General features: G+C 52.1%; 19 protein-coding genes. 8 read left to right on the top strand and 11 right to left on the bottom strand.

All coding sequences use genetic code 11. The features are described from left to right. Nucleotides 1-6: 6 nt before the first annotated feature. Entirely contained in the window at nucleotides 7-420 is a 414-nt protein-coding gene (locus AOA63_RS03540; protein ID WP_242848264.1) for a hypothetical protein, read from the bottom strand. A 62-nt stretch (nucleotides 421-482) separates the two neighbouring features. Between AOA63_RS03540 and AOA63_RS03545 the strand changes: the two genes are divergently transcribed. From AOA63_RS03545 to AOA63_RS03560, 4 genes are all read left to right on the top strand, one after another. Next, nucleotides 483-728, top strand: coding sequence for a hypothetical protein (locus tag AOA63_RS03545; RefSeq protein WP_053958434.1), 246 nt, complete (start codon nucleotides 483-485; stop codon nucleotides 726-728). A 483-nt stretch (nucleotides 729-1211) separates the two neighbouring features. Continuing rightward, complete coding sequence (locus tag AOA63_RS03550) at nucleotides 1212-1763, top strand: hypothetical protein (RefSeq protein WP_242848265.1); 552 nt, start codon at nucleotides 1212-1214, stop codon at nucleotides 1761-1763. 344 nt (nucleotides 1764-2107) lie between these two features. Next, nucleotides 2108-2362, top strand: a complete 255-nt coding sequence (locus AOA63_RS03555) for a hypothetical protein (RefSeq protein ID WP_053958435.1) — start codon at nucleotides 2108-2110, stop codon at nucleotides 2360-2362. 44 nt (nucleotides 2363-2406) lie between these two features. Then, a complete protein-coding gene (locus AOA63_RS03560; RefSeq protein WP_053958436.1) occupies nucleotides 2407-2868 on the top strand; it encodes a hypothetical protein in 462 nt (153 codons plus the stop codon). A gap of 6 nt (nucleotides 2869-2874) precedes the next feature. On the opposite strand, the gene AOA63_RS03565 is transcribed toward AOA63_RS03560, so the two are convergent. Continuing rightward, nucleotides 2875-3150, bottom strand: coding sequence for a DUF2442 domain-containing protein (locus tag AOA63_RS03565; RefSeq protein WP_053958437.1), 276 nt, complete (start codon nucleotides 3148-3150; stop codon nucleotides 2875-2877). Nucleotides 3151-3462: 312 nt separating this feature from the next. Between AOA63_RS03565 and AOA63_RS03575 the strand changes: the two genes are divergently transcribed. From AOA63_RS03575 to AOA63_RS03580, 3 genes are read left to right on the top strand one after another with little or no spacing between them, the layout of a single operon-like run. Continuing rightward, entirely contained in the window at nucleotides 3463-5472 is a 2010-nt protein-coding gene (locus AOA63_RS03575) for an FtsK/SpoIIIE domain-containing protein (RefSeq protein WP_053958439.1), read from the top strand. 58 nt (nucleotides 5473-5530) lie between these two features. After that, a complete protein-coding gene (locus AOA63_RS19665) occupies nucleotides 5531-5683 on the top strand; it encodes a hypothetical protein (protein ID WP_171822601.1) in 153 nt (50 codons plus the stop codon). After that, nucleotides 5680-7215, top strand: a complete 1536-nt coding sequence (locus AOA63_RS03580; RefSeq protein ID WP_053958440.1) for a recombinase family protein — start codon at nucleotides 5680-5682, stop codon at nucleotides 7213-7215. Before AOA63_RS19665 ends, AOA63_RS03580 begins: the two co-directional genes overlap by 4 nt. A gap of 163 nt (nucleotides 7216-7378) precedes the next feature. On the opposite strand, the gene AOA63_RS03585 is transcribed toward AOA63_RS03580, so the two are convergent. Together AOA63_RS03585 and hisS are read right to left on the bottom strand one after the other, a co-directional pair. Beyond that, nucleotides 7379-7693 (bottom strand): DUF433 domain-containing protein, encoded by a 315-nt coding sequence (locus AOA63_RS03585; RefSeq protein WP_171822602.1) that lies wholly within the window; start codon nucleotides 7691-7693, stop codon nucleotides 7379-7381. A 158-nt stretch (nucleotides 7694-7851) separates the two neighbouring features. Continuing rightward, nucleotides 7852-9108, bottom strand: a complete 1257-nt coding sequence (hisS, locus tag AOA63_RS03590; protein WP_053958442.1) for a histidine--tRNA ligase — start codon at nucleotides 9106-9108, stop codon at nucleotides 7852-7854. Nucleotides 9109-9789: 681 nt separating this feature from the next. Here hisS and AOA63_RS03595 point away from each other — a divergent pair. Then, nucleotides 9790-11043, top strand: coding sequence for a hypothetical protein (locus tag AOA63_RS03595; protein ID WP_053958443.1), 1254 nt, complete (start codon nucleotides 9790-9792; stop codon nucleotides 11041-11043). 130 nt (nucleotides 11044-11173) lie between these two features. Here AOA63_RS03595 and AOA63_RS19670 read toward each other — a convergent pair whose 3' ends face one another. The 7 genes from AOA63_RS19670 to tkt all read right to left on the bottom strand — a co-directional run bounded on the left by AOA63_RS19670 (nucleotide 11174) and on the right by tkt (nucleotide 21282). Beyond that, nucleotides 11174-11350, bottom strand: coding sequence for a hypothetical protein (locus AOA63_RS19670; RefSeq protein ID WP_206742807.1), 177 nt, complete (start codon nucleotides 11348-11350; stop codon nucleotides 11174-11176). A gap of 773 nt (nucleotides 11351-12123) precedes the next feature. Continuing rightward, the gene (gene pgl / locus AOA63_RS03610; protein WP_171822603.1) at nucleotides 12124-12858 is read right to left on the bottom strand and encodes a 6-phosphogluconolactonase; all 735 of its coding nucleotides are present in this window, start codon (nucleotides 12856-12858) and stop codon (nucleotides 12124-12126) included. Nucleotides 12859-12917: 59 nt separating this feature from the next. Continuing rightward, nucleotides 12918-13967, bottom strand: a complete 1050-nt coding sequence (locus AOA63_RS03615) for a glucose-6-phosphate dehydrogenase assembly protein OpcA (RefSeq protein ID WP_053958447.1) — start codon at nucleotides 13965-13967, stop codon at nucleotides 12918-12920. 24 nt (nucleotides 13968-13991) lie between these two features. Beyond that, nucleotides 13992-15515 carry a glucose-6-phosphate dehydrogenase gene (gene zwf, locus AOA63_RS03620; RefSeq protein ID WP_242848266.1) on the bottom strand — a complete coding sequence of 508 codons (1524 nt, stop codon included), beginning with the start codon at nucleotides 15513-15515 and terminating at the stop codon, nucleotides 13992-13994. A 47-nt stretch (nucleotides 15516-15562) separates the two neighbouring features. Next, a complete protein-coding gene (gnd, locus tag AOA63_RS03625) occupies nucleotides 15563-16462 on the bottom strand; it encodes a phosphogluconate dehydrogenase (NAD(+)-dependent, decarboxylating) (protein ID WP_053958449.1) in 900 nt (299 codons plus the stop codon). A 10-nt stretch (nucleotides 16463-16472) separates the two neighbouring features. After that, on the bottom strand, nucleotides 16473-19274 hold the full coding sequence (locus AOA63_RS03630; protein ID WP_053958450.1) for a bifunctional transaldolase/phosoglucose isomerase: 2802 nt from the start codon (nucleotides 19272-19274) through the stop codon (nucleotides 16473-16475). Between the two features lie 16 nt (nucleotides 19275-19290). Further along, a complete protein-coding gene (gene tkt, locus AOA63_RS03635) occupies nucleotides 19291-21282 on the bottom strand; it encodes a transketolase (protein ID WP_053958451.1) in 1992 nt (663 codons plus the stop codon). Nucleotides 21283-21435: the final 153 nt, after the last annotated feature.

Below are 21435 nucleotides of genomic sequence, written 5' to 3' on the forward strand. Positions count from 1 at the left end.
CCCGATTCAGACTCTGCCGATCATCGTGGTTTCATCCCCTCCAAAAATGCGGCGGCGCTTCCAAGGCGGCGGCGTCATGATGAGTTGCCAGGCCCGCAATTTCCAGTACGGATTGAGAAACCAGGGTTCCGGCAGAGTCCATTGATCGGCAAACACCCACAACGGCGTGGGGATGCCATCTCGCACGGTGAGATACTCCACGAGGGCCGCGACAAACGCGCTCCATCGATGCAATTCCGGGTTCTCCGAGTCCGGGATGGGGTGCTGAATGAGCCGAGTGCGCCCGGAGATATCGGGGTCACGGCGCCAATCATCGAGGAAATTCCCAATGACCACATGGGAGGATGTTTCCCCGGTGATGACGCGACTCCATGCGCTGGCTAACGTTTCGGGTTGGTAGGAAATAGGTTTTATCGTCAAGCTCTTTCCCCCTTTCCGTTTGATCATTATGATAGCCCATTAGGGCAAGAAGGAGGCCCGCTATGCGCATCGTCAACGGGACGGCATATCAAGAGGATACCCCGATGGAAGTCATCGAGGTCTTAGAAAGGTGTCGGTTGCACCGTATTCGGGTGCGTTTGGCCTACGGAGATACCGTGACGGGGGCCGATTGGCACGAAACGAATGATGTCACGGGATATATTGGACGATCTGCGGGTCCTGATTCCAAAATCCCTATTCTGCTTTATAATGACCGGTCACTGGGGGGGCGTTCACGTTCTCGATGATTGCATTGTGCAAATAACGGAAAGTGCCGGGGGCCGGGTATTGTATCAACATCCGCTCTATCACAAGTAATGGGTATATGGCCAGATGTTTTCGGGCCTAGGCATCCCATGTGGCTTGGGTTTCTGACAAACACTGGGAGGTGACCTGTCTCGATGGAGATCCCGCATCCTTGTCCTGTGTGTGGGACAGAAATGGTCGTGGTGCATGAAACCGCAGGGTATCGACGGTGGCAATGTCTATCGTGCGGAGCCGAATTCTGTCCCGTGTGTTCGGGGTCCCCGGTGTTGTTGGGGCACATCAACCAGTGGCGACAGTGGCGATGTCGAAACTGCGGAACGGAATGGAGAACCTTGGCTCCGGACGTGGGGGGTGATGCTGAGTAATCGCGTAAGGATCCGGACAAAACGGGCTTCCGGGATATAATGGATAGGAAGCCTCTCAAATACCCTTCCCGTGACGACCATCCGAAAGGAGATGATGGGATGATGCGATTAACCTTAGCAGATGCCGTGCCTTTGCGGGCTGTGATCCAACAACGGATTCGGGATCTAGTCGGAGCCCGGGACCGGGCGGCGGTCGTGGTGGTGGCCAAGGGGGAAACGCCCAATGCTCCCGATATCTCGGTGGATGAGTACACCACGCGCATTGCGAAAGCCCGCGAGGATTTTCGCCAGTTGGATCGGGTGATGGCGGCAGCGAATCTCGCCCACGTGCTCCAATGGGATGGCCAAGCATTGTCCTTGTTGGAAGCCATTCAATTGGCAAAAGATTGGCGACAAACCATTAGCGAATACAAAGATTTGGGCAAACGCCCCCGAGTGACCCGGGCGATGACCCGCCATCTCCTGCGTGATGCCACGGATTTGCTTGAGGTGGCACAATATGATCCCACGTGGTATCAACGGGAGGCCGAACGGTTAGAACGGCGAGTGACCCGGCTGTCTCGACGGATTGATCAAGCGAATGAGCAAATTGTGGTGGATTTCCCCGCAGCCTCAAAATATATGGCGGGGGATGACGAGGGGGATTCCTAATCCCCTGGGAGCCCCGGGCCCTGGAGCCTGGGTTTTGTGGGCGGAGAGCCAGTCCCCAGGGCCAGGGGTTGCCCTTGGCCCAGTCTCGATTCCCTTCGCATCGTCTCCGGCGTACAGGAGACTTTCGCTCGACTCGATCAGGTCGATCCCTCCCGCATGACAGGTATCGGGTGACGAGGTATCCAGGTGACGGGTAACGCACGCCCTACCGTAGGATTTAGCAGTTTTCTCGGGAATCCGATTGGACCCGCCAGATGAGGTCACTTGTCTGGCGGGATTTGATTAGGAAGGATCCCACGGGGAAGCAACAATCCCCGAGATACCCAAAGAAAGGATGATCCGTGATGCCTCGTGTGCTCTGGAGCGTTGATGCTCACCGATTGCCGTGGCATACATTGGCGTTGACCCGCCGGGCTATCGAAGCCGCGTGTGGCACCCCGCCATCAGGATGTGTTCTCGTGGATATGGTGATTCCGGGACATCATGATGCGGATGCCGTGCGAACGGTGAACCTCATTGGAGACGCGGACGACATTCATCACCGGCATTACGCCGATGCGGTTCAACGGTTTGTCAATCAGACACCGGATGTGTTGTAAGTTGATGAATGGGTTGGGACTTTCGCTTACAGGGGGTGATGCCCATGTTCCTGCTACAACGAATTCCGCCCCGAGCGTGGCGCATTGCGATAGGGACCGGATTGCTGGGGTGCGGGGTGATCGGGTGGTGGTGGGGACACCAGATCATGCAGGGTTCCTGGCCGTGGGGCCATTTGATGCGTTGGGGGATGGTGGGCCTGCTGAATGGCGGGGCGTGGCTGGTTTTGCCAATTCCTCGGGGAACCGCATGGGTGCGACCTTCCCGATGGACGTGGATAGGGCCTACTACGTCCACGACGGGAGTCTTGACCCTCTTAGGGACGACCTGCGGGGTGGGAGTGTGTAGTGTGCCCTTGATGATGGGCATCGGGGGCGTACCCTGGTTAAGCATCGTGGGGCTGGGCTTCTTGCATTGGACGCCCTGGATTGTGCGAGGAAGCACGCTGTTTGCGCTGGTTCTGGCGGGGTGGCATTGGCGCCGTGTGCATCGGAGCATGGTACGGTGATCCCCGTTAATCAGAAGCTATGGCCGTAATATCTTGTCCTGCGTAATAAATGCGGAGGGGATCCAGATCTAGACAGTGTTCGGGATCGAAATCTCGGCTCCACGCGACCGTTCCATTGAGGACCGTTAATTCATTGAAAAATATCGCGTCATCCCGAAGCCGAGCAAAGACCCCTCCCAATTTCCGCAGAGGCCCGGCATCCCATTGCACGATCTTCCCGTCATCAAACTGAACAATTAACGTATTGTGAATCGCATAGACTTGGACAACGGTTGGTAACATCCCATCCCTCCTTAGTGCAATGGTTCAATCGGAAACAAGTCCTGATTCTGTTCTGCGGAATGTCCGGCCACCGGACATTTTTCATGTCATAAAGAGTATACACCGGTCTGCCCCCCGCGCGGATGGCTCTCCTCAGCGTGGGGGGGCATGGCTTGCGGTTGCGAGAAATGGGGCGCGCCCCCACGCCTTGGCGATTCGCATGGAATATGATGTCCTCGATGAGAAGCATATGCACAACCCCTCTCGGTGTCCCGCGTCATTTGGGGAGGACACCGAGAGGCTTTTTTTGTGGGTAGAACAAGGAGGGATTCCATGATTTGGGCGTGGATTATTTTTGGAGTCATGCTCCTCGTGGCGTGGACCCTTTTGGCATCCCATCATTGGGTGCCTGCCATCCCGTGGCACGGAGCCGCGGCGTGGCAGGCGTTATGGTCTCCCTTGCACGCCCCCTCTCCATCGAAACCCGGGCAGCCAAGCCTATCCGGGATGCCGTGGAGGGGTCAGGGGGTGTGGGCTTCCATCGAAGGCATTGGGTTAGCCACGCTGACCGGCGTGCTGGGTCTCTGGATCTTGGCAGGCACGGTGGCGTGGCTCTATCACACCCCACGTCCGGTACGGTCTTGGCAGACGTGGGGCGATTGGATGGTTTGGCGATGGCCTGTCATGACGTGGGCTCTGCTCCAGCATCATCCCGCCGGCATCACCGATGTCCTTCGGCGGTATCAACAAACGTGGCGGGGCCGCACGGGGGATGGGCCATCGGGAGATTCCCTTTACCGGGCGGCGGCCCGGGTGCTCGATGCCGGGTTTGCCCAAAGCCTCGGAGATGCCATCTGGATGACCGGGCCCGATGGGGCCCCTCTCCGGCGCATGACGGTGATTACGGATGCTCAGGGGATTCACCCATCATGGCCTCAAGGATTCGACGCTTCCACCATGCAGGCCTGGGTGCAGTGGGCGACGCAATGGGCGGAAATCGCGCTCCACCACGCAGGCATTCCCGGAGACTGGGTGGTCAATGCGGAAGGAGTCGTGCATCCTCGGATTCTTGGGGGAGACGGGCGGGGCCTCTCGAACACCATGGCATCGAGAGTCCCGCCTGCGCCTTCCGATGATGGGGATGTGCCCGAGGATGCGCGGTGGGGAGCCGAAGGCTTGCCGTGGCGCGTATTGCGTCCGATTGCACGACGCACGCTCCCCGTCTTGGCAGGGCCTTTACCCTCTCGTCGGGCCGAGGAAGTGGTACAGGTACTGGCCCAATTGGGCATTCCCGATACCGTGGCGGTTGGGGGGCAACGGGGGCTGGCCCTGGATGTCGTGGAAGTGCGTCCTACCCCCACCTTAGCCGCCCGGGTCTTAAGTCCGGCGGTGGCCTCGGATTTGGCCGGACAATTGGGGCATGGACACGTCCCGTTACGCACCCATTATGTCACGGGGAAACCCGGGGTCATCGCCATTGAACGCCCCCGCCCGGATCGACGGTTCGTGGATGTGGTGACGGCGTGTGCTCGCACCCCTCGGAAGGTGCGAGACCACTTGATCGAGATGGCATTGCCCGTGTGTATCGGGGTGACGCCCGATGGCCAGGTGGTGTGGAGTGATGCGGCCACATGGCCGCATTTACTGGTGGGGGGCATGACGGGGGGCGGCAAAACTACCGCCCTCGTTGCCTGGTTAGCCAGTCTCATGCTGACCGTGCCTCCTCGCGATTTACGCCTGACGTTGGTGGACCCCAAGGCGGGATCGCAGTTTCCGTGGGCCGACACGGTGCCCCATGTCGATGCGACGTTGACCACTCCCGACCAAGTGGTGGGGCTGGTGGGCGATTGGGCTGAAGAACAAGAACGCCGGTACGTGCAATTTCGGGACTGGGGTGTGAGTGATTTAGCCGAAGCCCGGCGACAGGGACATCGCACCTTGCCGTATCGATTGCTCGTGGTGGATGAGTACAAAGATCTTAAAGACCAATTGGACAAAGACACGCTCAAAGACTTGGAACGCAATATTGGCCGGTTGGGGCAAAAGGCACGGGGAGCGGGGTTGTTTCTGTGGATTGCGACCCAACACCCCTTGGCCGAAACGATTTCGTCGACGCTCAAGGCCAACTTGCCCGCGCGATGTGCCTTGTCTGTGGCCAGCACGTCCGCGTCGCAAGTCATTTTGGATGAACCCGGGGCCGAAAACTTGCTGGGCAAAGGGGATGCCATCTTTCGCGCGGGAGACGGGCGGGATGTGGTTCGGGTGCAGACCCCGATGGCCCCCGAAGCCTTGTGGGAGATTCTCGCCACCGCCTGGATGCCGGACGCCAACGATCTCTCGTGAAGCATTCCACTCGCCACGTTCTGCGTGGCCAATCCCTGATCACAGGAGGAATAGGTTTATGCGTCAAGCCATGCACATTGTCTGGACGAATGCCCCCGACACGCAACGGATTCAATGGGCGCGGGAACGAGTGGCTGCCGCGTGGCACGATCATCTGCGGCAGACTCCGGCTCCGGCTGCCCCGTCATCGTCCCGCCAGGTGTCCTCATGATTGCCATTTATGCTCGGGTTAGCACCGAAGAACAAGCTCAACATGGGGCGAGTTTGGCTGCGCAAGTGGCGGCGTGTCGCCACCATCTGGGGTCGGTCACGGAACCGGTGCAGGAATTCGTGGACGGGGGGGAAAGCGGAGCCGACCTGGACCGTCCCCAATTGATGGCCCTCCGAGCTGCCGTGGCCGCCGGGCAGGTGTCCCGGATTGTGATTCTTGATCCAGATCGCTTGTCCCGCAAACTGGTGCATCAATTAGTGCTGACCGAAGAATTTGAACGGGCGGGCGTGACCCTCGAATTTGTGAACTTTGCCTGGCAGGATACCCCGGAAGGACGCTTGTTTTATTCGTTGCGGGGGGCCATTGCTGAGTTTGAACGCGAAAAAATTCGCGAACGGGCCCGCCGGGGTTGGATTGCCAAAGCGGAGCAAGGGCACCTGGTGGCGGGCATGCAACGGTATGGCTATCAGTATGATAAAGAGACCAAGACGCTTACTCCAGACCCGGTTACGGCCCCGGTCGTGCAAGAAATTTATCGACTGGCCGTTGAAGAGCATCGGAGCACGGGGCAGATTGCCCAGATTTTAGCCGACCGACACATTCCGCCCCCTCGCGGACGCGTGTGGTGGCGCGATACCGTAAGCAAAATTTTGCGCAATCCGGCGTATATGGGGGTTGCGTATGTCCATCGGTATGATGCTCCGCACTCCCGCCAGGATACGGGATCGGACGAGTGGATTGCGCTGGATGTGCCCCCCTTAGTCGATCAGGCGACCTGGTTGGAAGCCCGGGCAGTGCGACAACGCTACCAAAAATTTTGGAAAGGGCGACAAACGTTTCCTATGCTCTTGCGCCGGCTCGCCGTGTGTGGGTTGTGCGGCCACGCGCTCAGTACCAATATGCGAACCTATCGGCATAGTACGTATCCCTACTATTTTTGCCCTCATCGCTATCCCCGGAAATTTGGGGAGGCCGTGGAACCAGCCTGCACGCTCCCGTGGGTCTCGGGGCGTGATTTGGACGAGGCCGTGTGGTCAGCGGTCGCCCAAATCTTGGGAGACCCCACCCAATGGCCCTCGCACCTGACCTCTGCACGCCCCGATCCTGCGATTCCCTCGCCCGACCAGATTGCCCGAGAACGACGGCGCATTGCTCGGGCACGCCGACAAATTTTGCACTTTGTCCGCCAAGGCTTGATTGAGGCGGCGGACGCCGAACAGGAACTTCACGCGCTCAAACAGGAAGAAGCTCACTGGACGGGGTTGGCGGATGCTCCCGCGCCTCCAGATCCCACGGAAACCTGGGCGGCGATGGCGGCCCGATTACGGGACACCTGGGGCACCGATTGGCAGGCCGTGCCCTTTGATGTGCGACGCGATGTGGTGGTGGAACTCCTCGATCATGTGACCGTCACCCCATCGCCAGATGCGGGATGGACCGTGGCGATCACGTTCCGGGCCGGGGGGACCACCGTGTCCGCTCCGGGGGATTCCCAAAAGGGTTCCCATGGCTCGCCTATCGGGGATACATAGGGGTATCAACGATTGCGGGATTTACTGAACACACTCGGACAGAGGGATCATAGATATGGAATCACTCGGTATATATCTTCCCCAAGATCTCTCTCGGTGGTGATTACCAACTGGCCTAGAACGAACCATCCGTTCCATGCAAAATTGGCATGCGGCAGTAATTTCACACATCATCCCCTCGCAAGACATTCGCTGCCACTTGCAACACATCACGAATATCATTTTGCGTTACATAAGGAAAATCTTGTTGGATGTTGGCCAGCGTTTCGCCAGCAGCCAGACGTGCCAGAATGATCCACGCGGGTAATCGGGTGTTCAAAAGCACGGGAGTCCCACCAAGAACAGCAGGATCTTGGGCGATGTGGGGAGCCAATAACGTCACTTGTCGCCGTTTCTCGCGCAGGGCGCCTTCGATGCGATGAGACAAGGCATCCGCTATGACCTGATGACCTTGTTGGATGGCGTGATCACGGGCCACGTGTAGATCGGCACAGGCGAGCATGGCATCGCGATAGGTTGTGGTTTTTCCTGCTAACAGCGTTCCTCACCTTTCATTCCGTTATCCCAACGCTAACTCGGATAAACCCCAAGCTGAGCCGCAACATAATGTGTGCGGCCCAACATAAACATTCTTGTTCATGGGTTTTGGGTTAATTCTTGGCGCAAAAACTCGCTCAACTGATCTTGATGTAGCGTCAGTTGTTCACTTTCCCCAAGACGCTTTACCGCGATTTGTCCTTGTTCCCATTCTCTGCCACCGACAATTACAACCACCGTGCTGCGACGGTTCGCATCCCGTAATTGGGCTTTGAGACTGCGGCGCAACAAATCTGGTTCCGCACTCAGTCCTTGCCGCCGGAGGTTTTCCGCCAAAACAAATGCGGCCTCCTCAAATCCCGGAAGATGCGCCACATAGACAGAGCGCTTGGCTGGCAGCGGAAACTGCTCTTCCACCGCAGATAATATGCGTTCAATTCCCATACCAAATCCCACAGCCGGGGTCACTTCGGGGCCATCTAGGGTGGTGGCTAACCCATCATACCGTCCGCCGCCAAATAAAGCGGTTTGGTTGCCTAAAGAGGGATGACCAATTTCGAAAACGGTCCGGGTATAATAGTCTAATCCCCGAACTAAGAAGGGATCGCGAATGACCTGACGCCCCGCTTCGGTTAACAACCGGGTCAACTGCTGATAATGCGTACGGCAGTCTTCACACCAATAATCTTGAATATCCGGGGCTTCTTGCCTAATCGCTACATCAATTTTGCAATCGAGAAGGCGCAAAGGATTCGTGTGAATGCGTGTTTGACAATCTTCACAGAGTTCTGTTTGCCGTCCTTGATAATACGCAATCAAACGCTGCCGGTAAGCAGGGCGGCACTGGGAACAACCAATCGAATTGAGCCGGATGAGAGGATTTTTTAAGCCGACTTGCTCGACGACGTCACAGGCCAACAAAATGACTTCGGCATCGGCTTCCGGTTGGCTCGAACCATAAAGTTCTGCCCCGAACTGCGTGTGCTGCCGGTAACGCAGCGCCTGGGGCCGTTCCCGCCGAAACATCGGGCCGTAATAGCACATCCTGACCGGCTGGGGTTGATTAAACATGCCGTGTTCGACGTAAGCTCTGGCAATCGCCGCCGTTCCCTCCGGGCGCAACGTGAGATCGATACCCCCGGCATCGGTAAACGAATACCGTTCGTGCTGGACAATGTCGGTGGATTCTCCCACGCGCAGAAAAACCGGGGTTTGTTCAAATATCGGGGTTTCAATGAGGTCATAACCAAATTTAGCCGCCGTATCAATGGCAATACGCCGGATCTGTTCCATCCGGTAGGATGTGGGCGGCAGAATGTCTTGGGTGCCACGGGGTCTTTGAAATTCAGAACGCATTGAGTTCTTAACTCCTTTTTGATTTACTACGAGATTTTGTCACACTATCAAGCCAAATGGTTCCCGGACCCCAGTGCAGGAACGACACCTCCATCTTAAACACAAAACTGACTCCCTGCCTGACTGAGGGGGTTGCACTCCGGCAACCCCAGCTAGTGCCTTCCGTTCCACACGGTTTTGATAAACAGGAATTGCATGACTCATAATACCACGACAAACGTAAATGGCCAGTTCAAACATCGTGCCATCTCATTAAAACAGACGGGGGAATCCGATCCTCAACGTTGCTTCTCAGTAGCCATCCAGTCTCCCACACGCCACCCACGCCAAATCTCAGGCGGCAGATCCACTGCGCCGAATATCTTGGACGGCATCAAAGACCCGTTGCCACACCGGTCACAAGGGAGCGGTGGAGTGCATGGAGACCCCCATTGCGATGAAAGCCTGGGTCAAACGAGATGCGGACGAGACGCTGATCGGCTGATCGTTGCCCCCACGCCCCCTTGCCCCGGCAGACATAAAACAATTCGTCCCGTAACAGGCCATCAATCCACCCCAAGACGGATCATGTCGAATGATTTGTCCTCAACCGCAAGCGTGCTAGCAGGAATTACGCATCGTGGTGACGAAAAAATCATTTGACAGTGCAATGGACTTTTCGTGGGGTAGGAGCTATGTCACATGGCCTCATTAGGAAGTAAGGACTCGTGGGACGCGCTAATATTGGCACTTACCACATATCGCGAGCAGGTAATGAAACTGCCGCAAGCTAGCCGCAATCTGGAGTCGTGGGAAGATGATCTGGCATTGCGGTGGGTCGTGGGACAACACACACCAGCCCGTTTGCATATAGCAAAATTTGGCGAGAAACGGGTATTGTGGTTTGAGTTGGGACAGAAGCATTCTCGGTGGGAGGTCGAATGGGCCCCATTGCCCGAATGGATAGACCATGTGCTCGTTGAAGGGGGTGAGAATTTTTTGGGGACCAGTGGCCCCAATTTCGCTTATTTGGTCTGGACTTTTAGTGTGTATAATGTTCACCAGAAATTTGACGGGGCACTAGTTGGTTGGCTTGTCAAGGATGTTACGGATTTATTAAACCATAAGGCGAAAGTTTTAGTTCGCGACTGGAGAACAGAAGAATTACGCCAGTGGGCCGAGTTTGGATGGCGCGAGTGGTCTATCCCGTCATATCCTTCGAATGTTTCTCCGTGCTCTGAGGTGCGCGCCGTTGGGCGTTTCAGAGACGGTGACAGTATGCCCGTGACCGTAGAAGACTTGTTTGATGACATTCAGCACCTTCGACTGTTGCAATTCGTCCCGCAATCAATCTGGTCTGTTTTCAATCGCGCTGTCAAACTTTATGTTTACGGATATTTGGATTGGGAATTCTTTGCCATGTCTCAACATCATGCAGTCATGGCCTTGGAAACGAGCCTAAAATATCTCTTTCTTGAATCCTTAACGTCACCAGTTACATTGGAATTGACGACGCGAACAGGGCAACGGGTGGCATTTCAAGAATTTGACCAAAGCCCCACGACATACAACATATTGTGGAATAATGCACACAAACTTTTGAAAAAATATTCCCATAAAGCCGAGAACCTTAAGATTTTTGTGAATGGAAATCCCTTTCCCCGGTCTAAGGGACATTTGCGCGATTGGGCATATCGGCGTGAGCTTTTGTCTGAGAGTGAACAGGACAGCATTTCTCATTATTTTAGGCTCCGAGACCAGTGGAGTCACCCAGAATTCACCCAAAACAACTGGATTTCAGACGTTTTTATGCGACTGATGGAGAGTTCCTTGTTGATTAATCGCATGTGGGCTCGTGTGCGTCACCCCGAGCACCTGTTGTGGGATCATGCGTTTCTCAAAACGCCCCGGTGGGCGAAAGCCGGACATGCTAAGTTAAGCAAGCAGGAAGGATAGGGGGTAATGCCTGTTGTTACGTTGCCCCTCTCTCGGAGACCATGGCGTTTGGGGGTGAGATCCCCGAAAGGCTTTCTAGCCTAAACGCATGAAGATCGGTCGATGTAATGGCATATCTACCTAATGCACGTCATGCAACCCATTGGGCTATTGTGGCATTCAATGACACTGGGGGAAGGGGCTCGATGACTAACGGATTTTCATCTGGTGGTTGGCCCCGCCGCGTTGCTCCCTTAATCTCAAGCACTTCTGTTAACTGGTAGATTTGTTGTGCCCCGATAACGTTAATCACACGATGATACTCCAAATGCCATTTTCGATAAAGACATTTCCTTTTGGATCCCTCAATTTGGCGAAGAGTTTTTTTGTCCAGGTGTTCCACCATTGTTTCACATCTGACCCCCCTTTAAAATCGCGCCGCACCGTGGAAATTGCGGCACTTGAAGAATATCAGAATTTTTCGGGAGAATTCCTGCCCACTTTTTTACCATGAATAATGGATATGATTTAAAGCCGTCAACTTGAGCGTCCTCAGAAAACCTCAGCCCTTGTTCCATGCCCCAGTCCAGTCGTCTGCGTGAGTCACAATGTGAGGGAACAAGTCAAGGCAATGGCTCGGGTTTTCACTTTCTAGAGTGAGAAAGGCGGCTATTGGCCTTCGTGATTTCATCTCATCACTATTAAAGCCATCAGCCTATAATGTAATGTGAGAGGATGTAATGAAAAATGTGTTTCGGATGCAAATGTGGGCTAAAGAATTGCGGGAGTCTATAGTTAAGGCGGTGACTTATGCACTTCGATCATATTGATCGACGAACGATCCAAATTTCTCTACGACCCAAGAATAATTGGGTAGAGTCATTTCTTCGTTTTATAGAGTCGCGAAAAATGCTGCAATCGGTTCCAGTTCCCTTTTCTCCATTGATAGCGAACAACCTCGCCATGGTGCGTTGGGCTGTGGTGCCAGACGACCAAGAATATGAACGACGCCTTCGCTATACACGCTCTTTGTTCCCGAAAAAAATTTTGTAGGCCCAAAGTGCTAATTTCAAGGATCGCGTCACGGAAAACCCTGTCTGTTTAAGACTTAGATATCGCTTTAGCACTAGCCTTATCAAGAAACCAGTGCAGTTCACCATGCACAGGCTTTACGTGTGCCGCGGGGACATCACCGTGTTCTAAAAATAGATTGGAAATAATCGCCTGTTTGCTTTCTCCTGTTACTAAAAACGCTACCCGGTGTGCTTGATTAATAAGCGGAAGGGTAAAGGTATAACGCCAGGATTGGTGGCTAGGTACAAAAACATGAGCGACAATATCATGGCTTAGAAGGACAGGTTGGTCGGGAAACAATGAAGCCGTGTGTCCTTCTGGTCCTAGTCCGAGCAAGATCACATCCAATGATGGGGGATAGGATGTAGTGCCATTTTCTGTGAGGTGAGTCCTATAATCGGCTAAAGCCAAAGGTGGAGAATATTCCGTATACCAGCGGTGAACAGCCCACGGGGGCGTTTTTAGATGGGCTAATAAAGCCTTATTAGCCATTTGGTAATTACTATCCGGATGAGTCGGAGGAACGTCGCGCTCATCACTAAAGAAGATTTCTGTCCGTGACCAATCGATTTGATTTTGATACGATTCCTGGGCGAGATAGGAATAGAGCGCTTTAGGCGTGCTGCCTCCTGATAGGGCAAGACGAAAACGCCCGTGATCTAAAATGGCATGATGTGCTTCTTCTATGAGCCAACCCGTAAGATTGGCAACAACCTCCTCAAGAGAAGAGGAAATATGGATTTGGCCTCGTGACATCGTCATATAATCTCCCTTTAACAAATTATACGTTAGCATTATGGCGTGCACATGATAGAAATAGTCTATACCCGCTCATTTAGAATTAACGCTGTCAAGGCTTGATCGAATAATTGGTCGTGACCGCGGTTGAGTAACTTGACCACGTCGGTAACCGGATCGGCAAGATTACAGGGATCGACCATCTCATATAACACATCCGACCCCTGGTGAAGTTTTGATTGCAGTTCATCCTCGATTTCTTGCGAGGATAAGATATATGGGCCATGATAAAAGGAAAATGCAGGATCATCGGCGTTGTGGATTTCGATCGGCACAATATTTCCCTGCTCGGTTGTTACAGTCATATAAGAGGGTTCAACATCGACAACCTGCCAGTGCAACCGGTCCATAAGCCATCCCACTAATAACCGCCAGCCTGTAGCCTTGGATATTGGCCACTCAATCACGATTTTATCAGGATGCGTCAGGGTCCATAGCCCTTCGGGATAATCTGTTAAGTTAGCCCAATGGGCACGCCATAAGCCCAGGCGTTGCCAATAAAGGTCATCCACTAGCATGCCCAACGGTTTTCCTGTGAGAATCGCTGTTTTCCATGGACCGAGACCCGTCTGTTCTGTATCGATGACCAAATGCGTAAACCCGGTACTCAAAAGATCCCAACGAAATCCGGGTAGGGGAGGAACGCCGAGCCACAAGAGATAGGCTGGGAGATCGGATTTGATCAAAGACTGAACCAAATCAATCCAGTGGTTGGCTAAGCCTCCTTTCAGATTCATTTGCACACACTCCGAAAATAAAATGGGCGGGTCATTGGGCCTGCGGTACGTAATGGTCGCGGAAATCTGAGCGTCTACTTGGGTAGAAGTTTCATCTCCGTCCGCAGATAGGGGATTAATAATTAAAACACGCGCAGGATGTACCCGGGCTATTTTTCCGGCAAAGCCGATCCAGTCCGTTGTTGGGATTCCCTTCACATAGAGTCCTAAGGTCAGAACGGTCGCTGTCACCGGAATTACGCCTCCCAATGACTGCGGGACAGAAGTCCGCAACAGTTCTAAAAGCTCAGGCCCTTTGATATTTGGATGATCCCAGTGCAGTGTTTGACTCTCCACAAGAATTCCCCCACATTGAAAATTTTACGGTCGACGCCAACGAAATCCGTCGCGCGCGATCAATTCGTCGGCCTCGGGAGGCCCCCATGTACCCGCCTCATAGGTCGGGATCGGACCTTTAGCACGGGCCCAGCCGTTAAGAATCGAATTGACGAGGGTCCACGCGGCTTCGACTTCATCTTTTCGGGTGAACAACGTGGAATCCCCAATCATCGCATCTAACAACAAACGCTCATAGGCTTCCGGAGCCTGATCGGCAAACGATGTTCCGTAAAGAAAATCCATGTTGACGGTGCGAATGCGTACTATCGGTCCTGGCACTTTAGCGCCAAAGCGGAGTGCAATGCCTTCGTCGGGTTGAATTTTTAAGGTGAGTAAGTTGGGTTCTAAATCGGGTGTAGCGGTTTGACTAAAGAACCGGTGCGGAGCCTTTTTGAACTGAATGGCAATTTCCGTGGCCCGTTTGGCGAGACGTTTGCCGGTGCGTAAATAGAAGGGGACTCCGGCCCACCGCCAATTATCGATGAGAAGGCGCATGGCAATATAGGTTTCGGTCCGGCTATCAGAAGGAATATCCGGTTCATCTAAGAATCCAGGCACTTTGATTCCTTCAATATAGCCTTCGTCATATTGGGCCCTAACGGTGTGCATAGCTATATCCCGGGTGGATAGGGGCCGAATGGCCCGCAAAACTTTGACTTTTTCATCACGGACGGCATCGGCCTCAAACGCCACGGGCGGTTCCATGGCAATCATGGCTAAGAGTTGCATCATGTGATTTTGGACAATGTCTCGTAGGGCTCCTGCTGTGTCATAATACGTTCCACGTCCTTCAATGCCGAGTGATTCCGCCACGGTAATTTGTACGTGGTCAATATATTGGCGATTCCATAGGGGCTCGAATATTCCATTGGCAAATCGAAAGACTAAGATATTTTGCACGGTCTCTTTTCCGAGATAATGGTCAATACGGAAAATTTGTTTTTCCTCGAAGACTTTGTGCAGTTGCGCATTCAGTTCTAAAGCGGAGGCAAGATCATGGCCAAAAGGCTTTTCAACGATAATCCGGACCCATCCGTTGGGACTGGGCGAGACATTAAGACCCACTCGACCAATTTGTTCCGCAATAATCGGGTAAAATGCCGGTGGGGTGGCTAAATAAAAGAGATAATTTCCTGGTAAATGCTGTTCCTCATTCAAGTGATTTAAGACATTGCGCAACTCGACATAGGCTTCCGGATCGTTGAAATTAGCGGTAATATAGTGCATGCCTTTTGCAAAGTGTTGAAAAATATTTGGGTCAAGGGGCTGCCGAGAAAATTGTTTGATAGATTGTTCCACTTCAGCACGAAAGGCATCATCCTCAAAGGGTTGTCGAGAAAATCCTACAACATTGACCTGATGCGGGAGCCAATGGTCGACCATGAGATTATACAGAGCCGGAAATAATTTGCGATGAGCTAAATCACCTGCTGCACCAAAAATAATCATGGTGAAAGGTTGGGGACGACGGCTTTCTACGAGCCCTTCGCGTAGCGGATTTGTCACATTGTGAGCATCGGTCATGAGGGCATTCAATCCTTTCGCGCGCGAAATTATTCGGTTTTTACAGGATGACCACCAAAGGCGTTTCGTAAAGCGGCGATGACTTTGGCACCATAGGATTCTTCTTGTCGTGATGCAAACCGGGCATACAATGAGGCGGTAATGACAGGAGCCGGAACGTTCTCATTGATGGCTTCTTCCACCGTCCATCGGCCTTCCCCGGAATCTTCAATATAACCGCGGATATTCTTTAAATCAGGATTTTGAGCATAAGCCTGTTCGAGCAGTTCCAAAAGCCACGAGCGCACGACACTACCGTGATTCCACAAAGCGGCGATAGCGGGAAGATCTAAAGGAAACTGGCTTTCCTTTAGAATTTCGAATCCTTCTCCGTACGCTTGCAACAAGCCGTATTCTATGCCGTTATGAACCATCTTAACAAAATGGCCCGAACCAACGGGTCCCGTGTGAAGATAGCCATTTTCGGGAGCTAATGTTTTAAACACCGGCTCGCAATAGTGGACCGCGTCATCTTCTCCGCCGACCATAAGGCAATAGCCGTTAGCCAGTCCCCAAATCCCGCCACTGGTTCCGGAATCAATGAATTCAATTTGCTGGGCGCGACAGAGTTTGGCGCGCCGCATCGAATCGCGGAAATTGGAATTTCCCCCGTCAATAATAATGTCGCCAGGAGATAAGAGACTGAGTAATGTTTCGAGGGTCTGCTCTGTGGGATCACCCGCTGGCACCATCATCCATACGACGCGCCGCGGTTCTAATAACTGAACCAGTTCAGGAATTGACGCAGCGCCTTGGACATCATTTTGTTCCTGTAACTCCTTGACGGCTTCAGGATTGCGGTCGTAGGCGACCACTTTGTGGCCGCCTAGCAATAACCGCTTTACCATATTTCCACCCATCCGTCCCAATCCAATCATGCCGATTTTCATATTCATCGCCTCACTTTACGCTAATGGTTTGAAGAAATTCGGCGAGTTGTGCCAATCCTGCAGACAATTCCCCATCAATCAAAATGCGGACAACCCGTCTTCCATGAGTCTGGAGCGCTTCATAGTCTCCAATGGCTTGCGCCTGCATTAAGGTGAGGAAATCAAAAGGTTCCCCAGGAATCAACACTTGTTCACCTTTCATCGCAACGAGTTGGATAAAGAGACCATGGTCGTTCCCGCCTTTATGAAGTTGTCCCGTGCTATGGAGAAAGCGGGGACCGAATCCCAACGTTGTAGGAAGCTTCCAATGTCGACCAATAATTGCGCGTACTTCCTGTAACTGCGACCAATTTTCTTCGGTGGGATTGACATAAGCCATGATGGCAACGTAATCGCCGTCGTGATGGGTATTTAATAGCGATTTGAGTACATCACCGAGTGATGATTGCGTCGTTGACAAATTCGCAGCAGACCAGTGCATTTGGTCAAGTTGGCCAAGTTCTGTCACAGCTGGTAACACTTTTTCGGTCTCAAACTGCTTAAGAACCCGTTTGGTATTATCCTTGCTTTCCTGGACATTGGGTTGATCAAACGCGTCAATTCCTAGGACTGACCCGGCAATGGCCGTGGCAAATTCCCATCTAAATAATTCACCGCCCAAGGAAATGCGGTTAGCCATAGGCAAAATAATAACAGGATGACCATACTTGCGTAGCTCATTAACGTGGTCCATTAATTCGTTATCCGGTTCGCTATCAAATTGATAAGCAATAAACAACCGGTCTGACGAATAGTCTTCAACGGGTAACCACGGTTCGTGTGCAATAGGTAATAGGCCTTTGCCTTCTTTACCGGTGGACTCGGCAAGTAATTGTTCAATCCAGTCAGAGAAAGCACTGAGTGCTTTGGGCATGAGCAGGGTCATTTTGTCCCGCCCGTTGTTAGCAAACGAGCCCATCAAAGCGCCTAAGAGTGCGCCAGGATTTTCTACGACGTCGTCCACCTTACACATTTGCTGCATCTCCTGCGCATTTAACAAGAGGGCATCGATATCGACGCCAGATAAGGCGGCAGGAACCATGCCAAACCACGATAAGGCTGAATAGCGTCCGCCAATATCTGCGGGATTGAGAAAGATTTTACGAAACTGATAGTGTTCGGCTTCGGATACGAGAGCCGTACCCGGATCGGTAATGGCAATGAAATGTTCTCCCGGTTTGCTGCTGACCTCGCTGACGGCTTCCCAGAAGTAACGGAAATATTCCTGAGGTTCAGTGGTCGTGCCTGACTTACTGGCAACAATAAAGACGGTTGTGGCCAATGGTAAGTTGTTTTTCAAAGCAAGCACAGCGTCTGGGTTGGTCGAATCGAGAATCTGCAATTTTAAATAGGGGGCTGGGGCTGGGAAGATGTGCCGGAGCACATCGGAGATTAAACTGCTTCCGCCCATTCCAAGCACAACAACGTCGGTATAACCTTCATCGATTAACTGTTGAGCAAATGCTTTGAGATTCTTGGCGTCTTTGGCTACGGCTTCTGGGACTAAGAGCCATCCCAACGCATTCTTTATAATGGCCTGATGCTCCGGTTCTGATTTCCATAAGGAAGCATCGTGCTGCCATACCCGTTGCACAGCTTTTTCTTGATTCAGATGGGACACGCTTTCCGAAGCCGTCGCCCGAAGAATGTCTTGATTCCAATCAAATGGTTCAGTTTCCCCGGTAATTTCAGCCCGCTTGCGGCGAAGACCTTGAAATAGGGTAACAAATGAGGCGGAGAAGCTGTCGACACCTTCTTGCAAAAGTTGGTCAGTGACAGCTTTCATCGATATGCCGTGGGACTCGAGTTCCCGAATAACGCGATGAGCTTCATCAAGATCTTTATCGACAGTGCGCGCAACTTTAACATGATCGAGAACAGCCGAAACTGTTTGTGGGGGTAAGGTATTAACCGTGTCCGGCCCGATTAACGTGTCAACATATAATAAATCGGGATAGGCAGGATTTTTGGTACTGGTGGATGCCCATAATGGCCTTTGAACCATGGCCCCGTGCTGCTTTAAGGCCTCAAAGCGGGAACTATTGAAGTATTGTAAGAATAATTCATAGGCCAGTTTCGCATTGGCGACGGCTGCTTTCCCCAATAAGGATTCCGGTAATCCCTTTTCCTTTATTAAACGATCGACTAAAGTATCGACCCGACTAACAAAAAAGCTGGCCACAGATGCAATACGATCAATCGGTTGACCTTGAGCTAAACGATCTTCCAGTCCGGCTAAATAGGCATCCATGACTTTTTCATAAGCATCAAGACTAAAAATCAGGGTCACATTGATATTGATGCCTTCAGACAACAATTGTCGGATAGCAGGAATTCCTTCGGGAGTTGCCGGAACCTTAATCATCACATTGGGCCGTGCCAATGTGTGAAAGAGGCGCCGCGCTTCTTCGATAGTTTTATCAGTGTCTTGGGCCATTGTCGGCGGGACTTCCACGCTAATATAACCATCGACACCATGGGTCCTTTCATAAACCGGTCGTAATAAATCGGCTCCCCGGGCAATATCTTCGAGCACGAGAGTGTCATAAATTTCCTGGAGGGATTTGCGTTCTGCCACCAATTTTCTTAAGGCATCATCATAATCGTTGGACCCATTAATGGCCTTTTCAAAAATCGTTGGGTTAGAGGTCACGCCCGATATTCCTTGAGCGATGAGATGGGCTAGTTCTCCGGAATCAATTATGCCGCGCCGAATGTTGTCATACCATATACTTTGTCCCAACTCGTTGAGACGATGAATTGCTGTGGTCATAACCATCCCCCTTAGTTTAACGGTGCAGTAACTGATGCGCTTCGTCGACAATGTGTTGTGTGGTAAAGCCGAAGTGCTCCATAAGGTCCTCAATTTTGCCGGATGCCCCGAAAGTTGTCATGGCAATAATTTTGCCCTCTGCGCCCACAAAACGTTCCCAACCAAAGGCAGACGCGGCTTCAATGGCGATGCGTTTGGTAACATGAGGTGGTAAAACATGGTCCTGATAATCTTTGGACTGGGTAGCAAATAATTCCCATGAGGGTAAACTGACAACGCGAACTGAGACGCCTTCTTGAGCGAGTTTTTCATAGGCGGCATAAGCAATGCCCACTTCGGAACCCGTGGCCATAAGAATAAGTTCGGGATGGGGCGAGTTTTCTGCTAAGATATATCCGCCCTGTCGTAATGAGGCGGTTTTGTCTGCAGGCAGCGTGGCAACTTTTTGGCGTGTGAGTGCCAAGGCAATGGGTTTATCCGTCGTGGTTAATGCGACTTTCCATGCTTCTTTGGTTTCATTGGCATCCGCGGGACGAATAACCAGAATATTGGGCATGGCCCGTAAGGCCGCTAATTGCTCGATAGGCTGGTGGGTAGGACCGTCTTCTCCTAACCCGATAGAATCATGGGTCAAAATATAAATGACTGGCTGATGCATAAGACTGGACAACCGTATCGCCGGTTTCATGTAATCGCTAAAGATTAAGAAGGTTCCTCCATACACGCGTAATCCGCCATGCAGTGACATACCGTTTAATGCGGCGCCCATCGCATGTTCGCGCACACCGAAGTGTAAATTACGGCCGCTAGGATTTTCCGCCGAGAAATCGCCACCATCTTTAATCGTGGTGTTGTTCGAGGGGCCGAGGTCTGCTGAGCCTCCGATTAAGTTGGGAAAATGAGGTGCAATTGCATTAATAACTTTTCCAGATGCTGCGCGGGTTTCAATCATTTCACCCGGATTGAAAGAGGGCAAATCTTCAAAAATATTTTCAGGAAGAATATGATCAAACGCTTGCGTTAACTCGCGAGCTAATTCCGGAAAACGTTCTTGATAGGCGGAAAACAGTTGGTTCCACCGAGCTTCTTCTTGTTCGCCCTTGGGCACGGCTTCGCGGAAATGTTTCAAAGCTTCATCAGGAATATAAAATGTCTTGTCTTCTGGCCAACCATAGGCTTCCTTAGTGAGTTTAACTTCGTCTTCACCAAGAGGTGAGCCGTGAGCTGAAGCTTTGTCTTGCTTGTGGGGACTGCCGTAACCAATGTGGGTTCGTACAGCAATTAAAGACGGACGATCTTGTTGTTGGGCGCGCTTAATGGCTTGTTCGATAGCGTTAACATCAGTACCGTCTTCAACGCGATCAGTGTACCAACCGTAGGCATCAAAGCGTTCTAACACATTCTCGGAGAAAGCAATATCCGTACTGCCTTCAATAGAAATATGGTTATCATCGTACAAGTAGATTAATTTGTTCAATTTTAAGTGGCCAGCTAGAGATCCAGCTTCTGAACTGATGCCTTCCATCAAGTCGCCGTCAGATACAATGGCATAAGTATAGTGGTCTATGATAGGAAAGTCTGGGCGATTATAACGGGCTGCTAAATACCGTTCGGCCATCGCCATTCCGACACCTGTGGCAAATCCTTGTCCTAACGGTCCGGTAGTGGTTTCAACCCCTGGGGTGTGACCATATTCAGGATGGCCAGGTGTTTTTGATCCTAATTGGCGAAAATGCTTCAGCTCGTCCAAAGACAAGTCATATCCGGTTAAATGCAGGAGAGCATACAGTAACATGGAACCGTGCCCGGCCGACAAAATAAATCGATCACGGTTTAACCATTGCGGATTGTGGGGATTATGTTTAAGAAATTTTGTCCATAAAACATAAGCCATGGGCGCAGCACCCATAGGTAAACCGGGATGGCCAGATTTGGCCTTTTCAACGGCATCGATTGCTAAAGTTCGAATTGTGTTAATGGATAATAAATCTAACTCCGTGGGGGTCATGACAACGCTCCTTTATTAGTGGTGTTGCGATGTGTGCCTGAACTTGTGAAGACAATGGGCTCGGTATGTAGGCTGTTCATCTTTTAATCATTTTAGTAGTCCTTGCAGGGATTGGCAACTTGCCCCATTATAGATGATGAAATAATCAGACCT

Origin of the sequence: Sulfobacillus thermosulfidooxidans, assembly GCF_001280565.1 — a bacterium.
Classification (GTDB): domain Bacteria; phylum Bacillota; class Sulfobacillia; order Sulfobacillales; family Sulfobacillaceae; genus Sulfobacillus; species Sulfobacillus thermosulfidooxidans_A.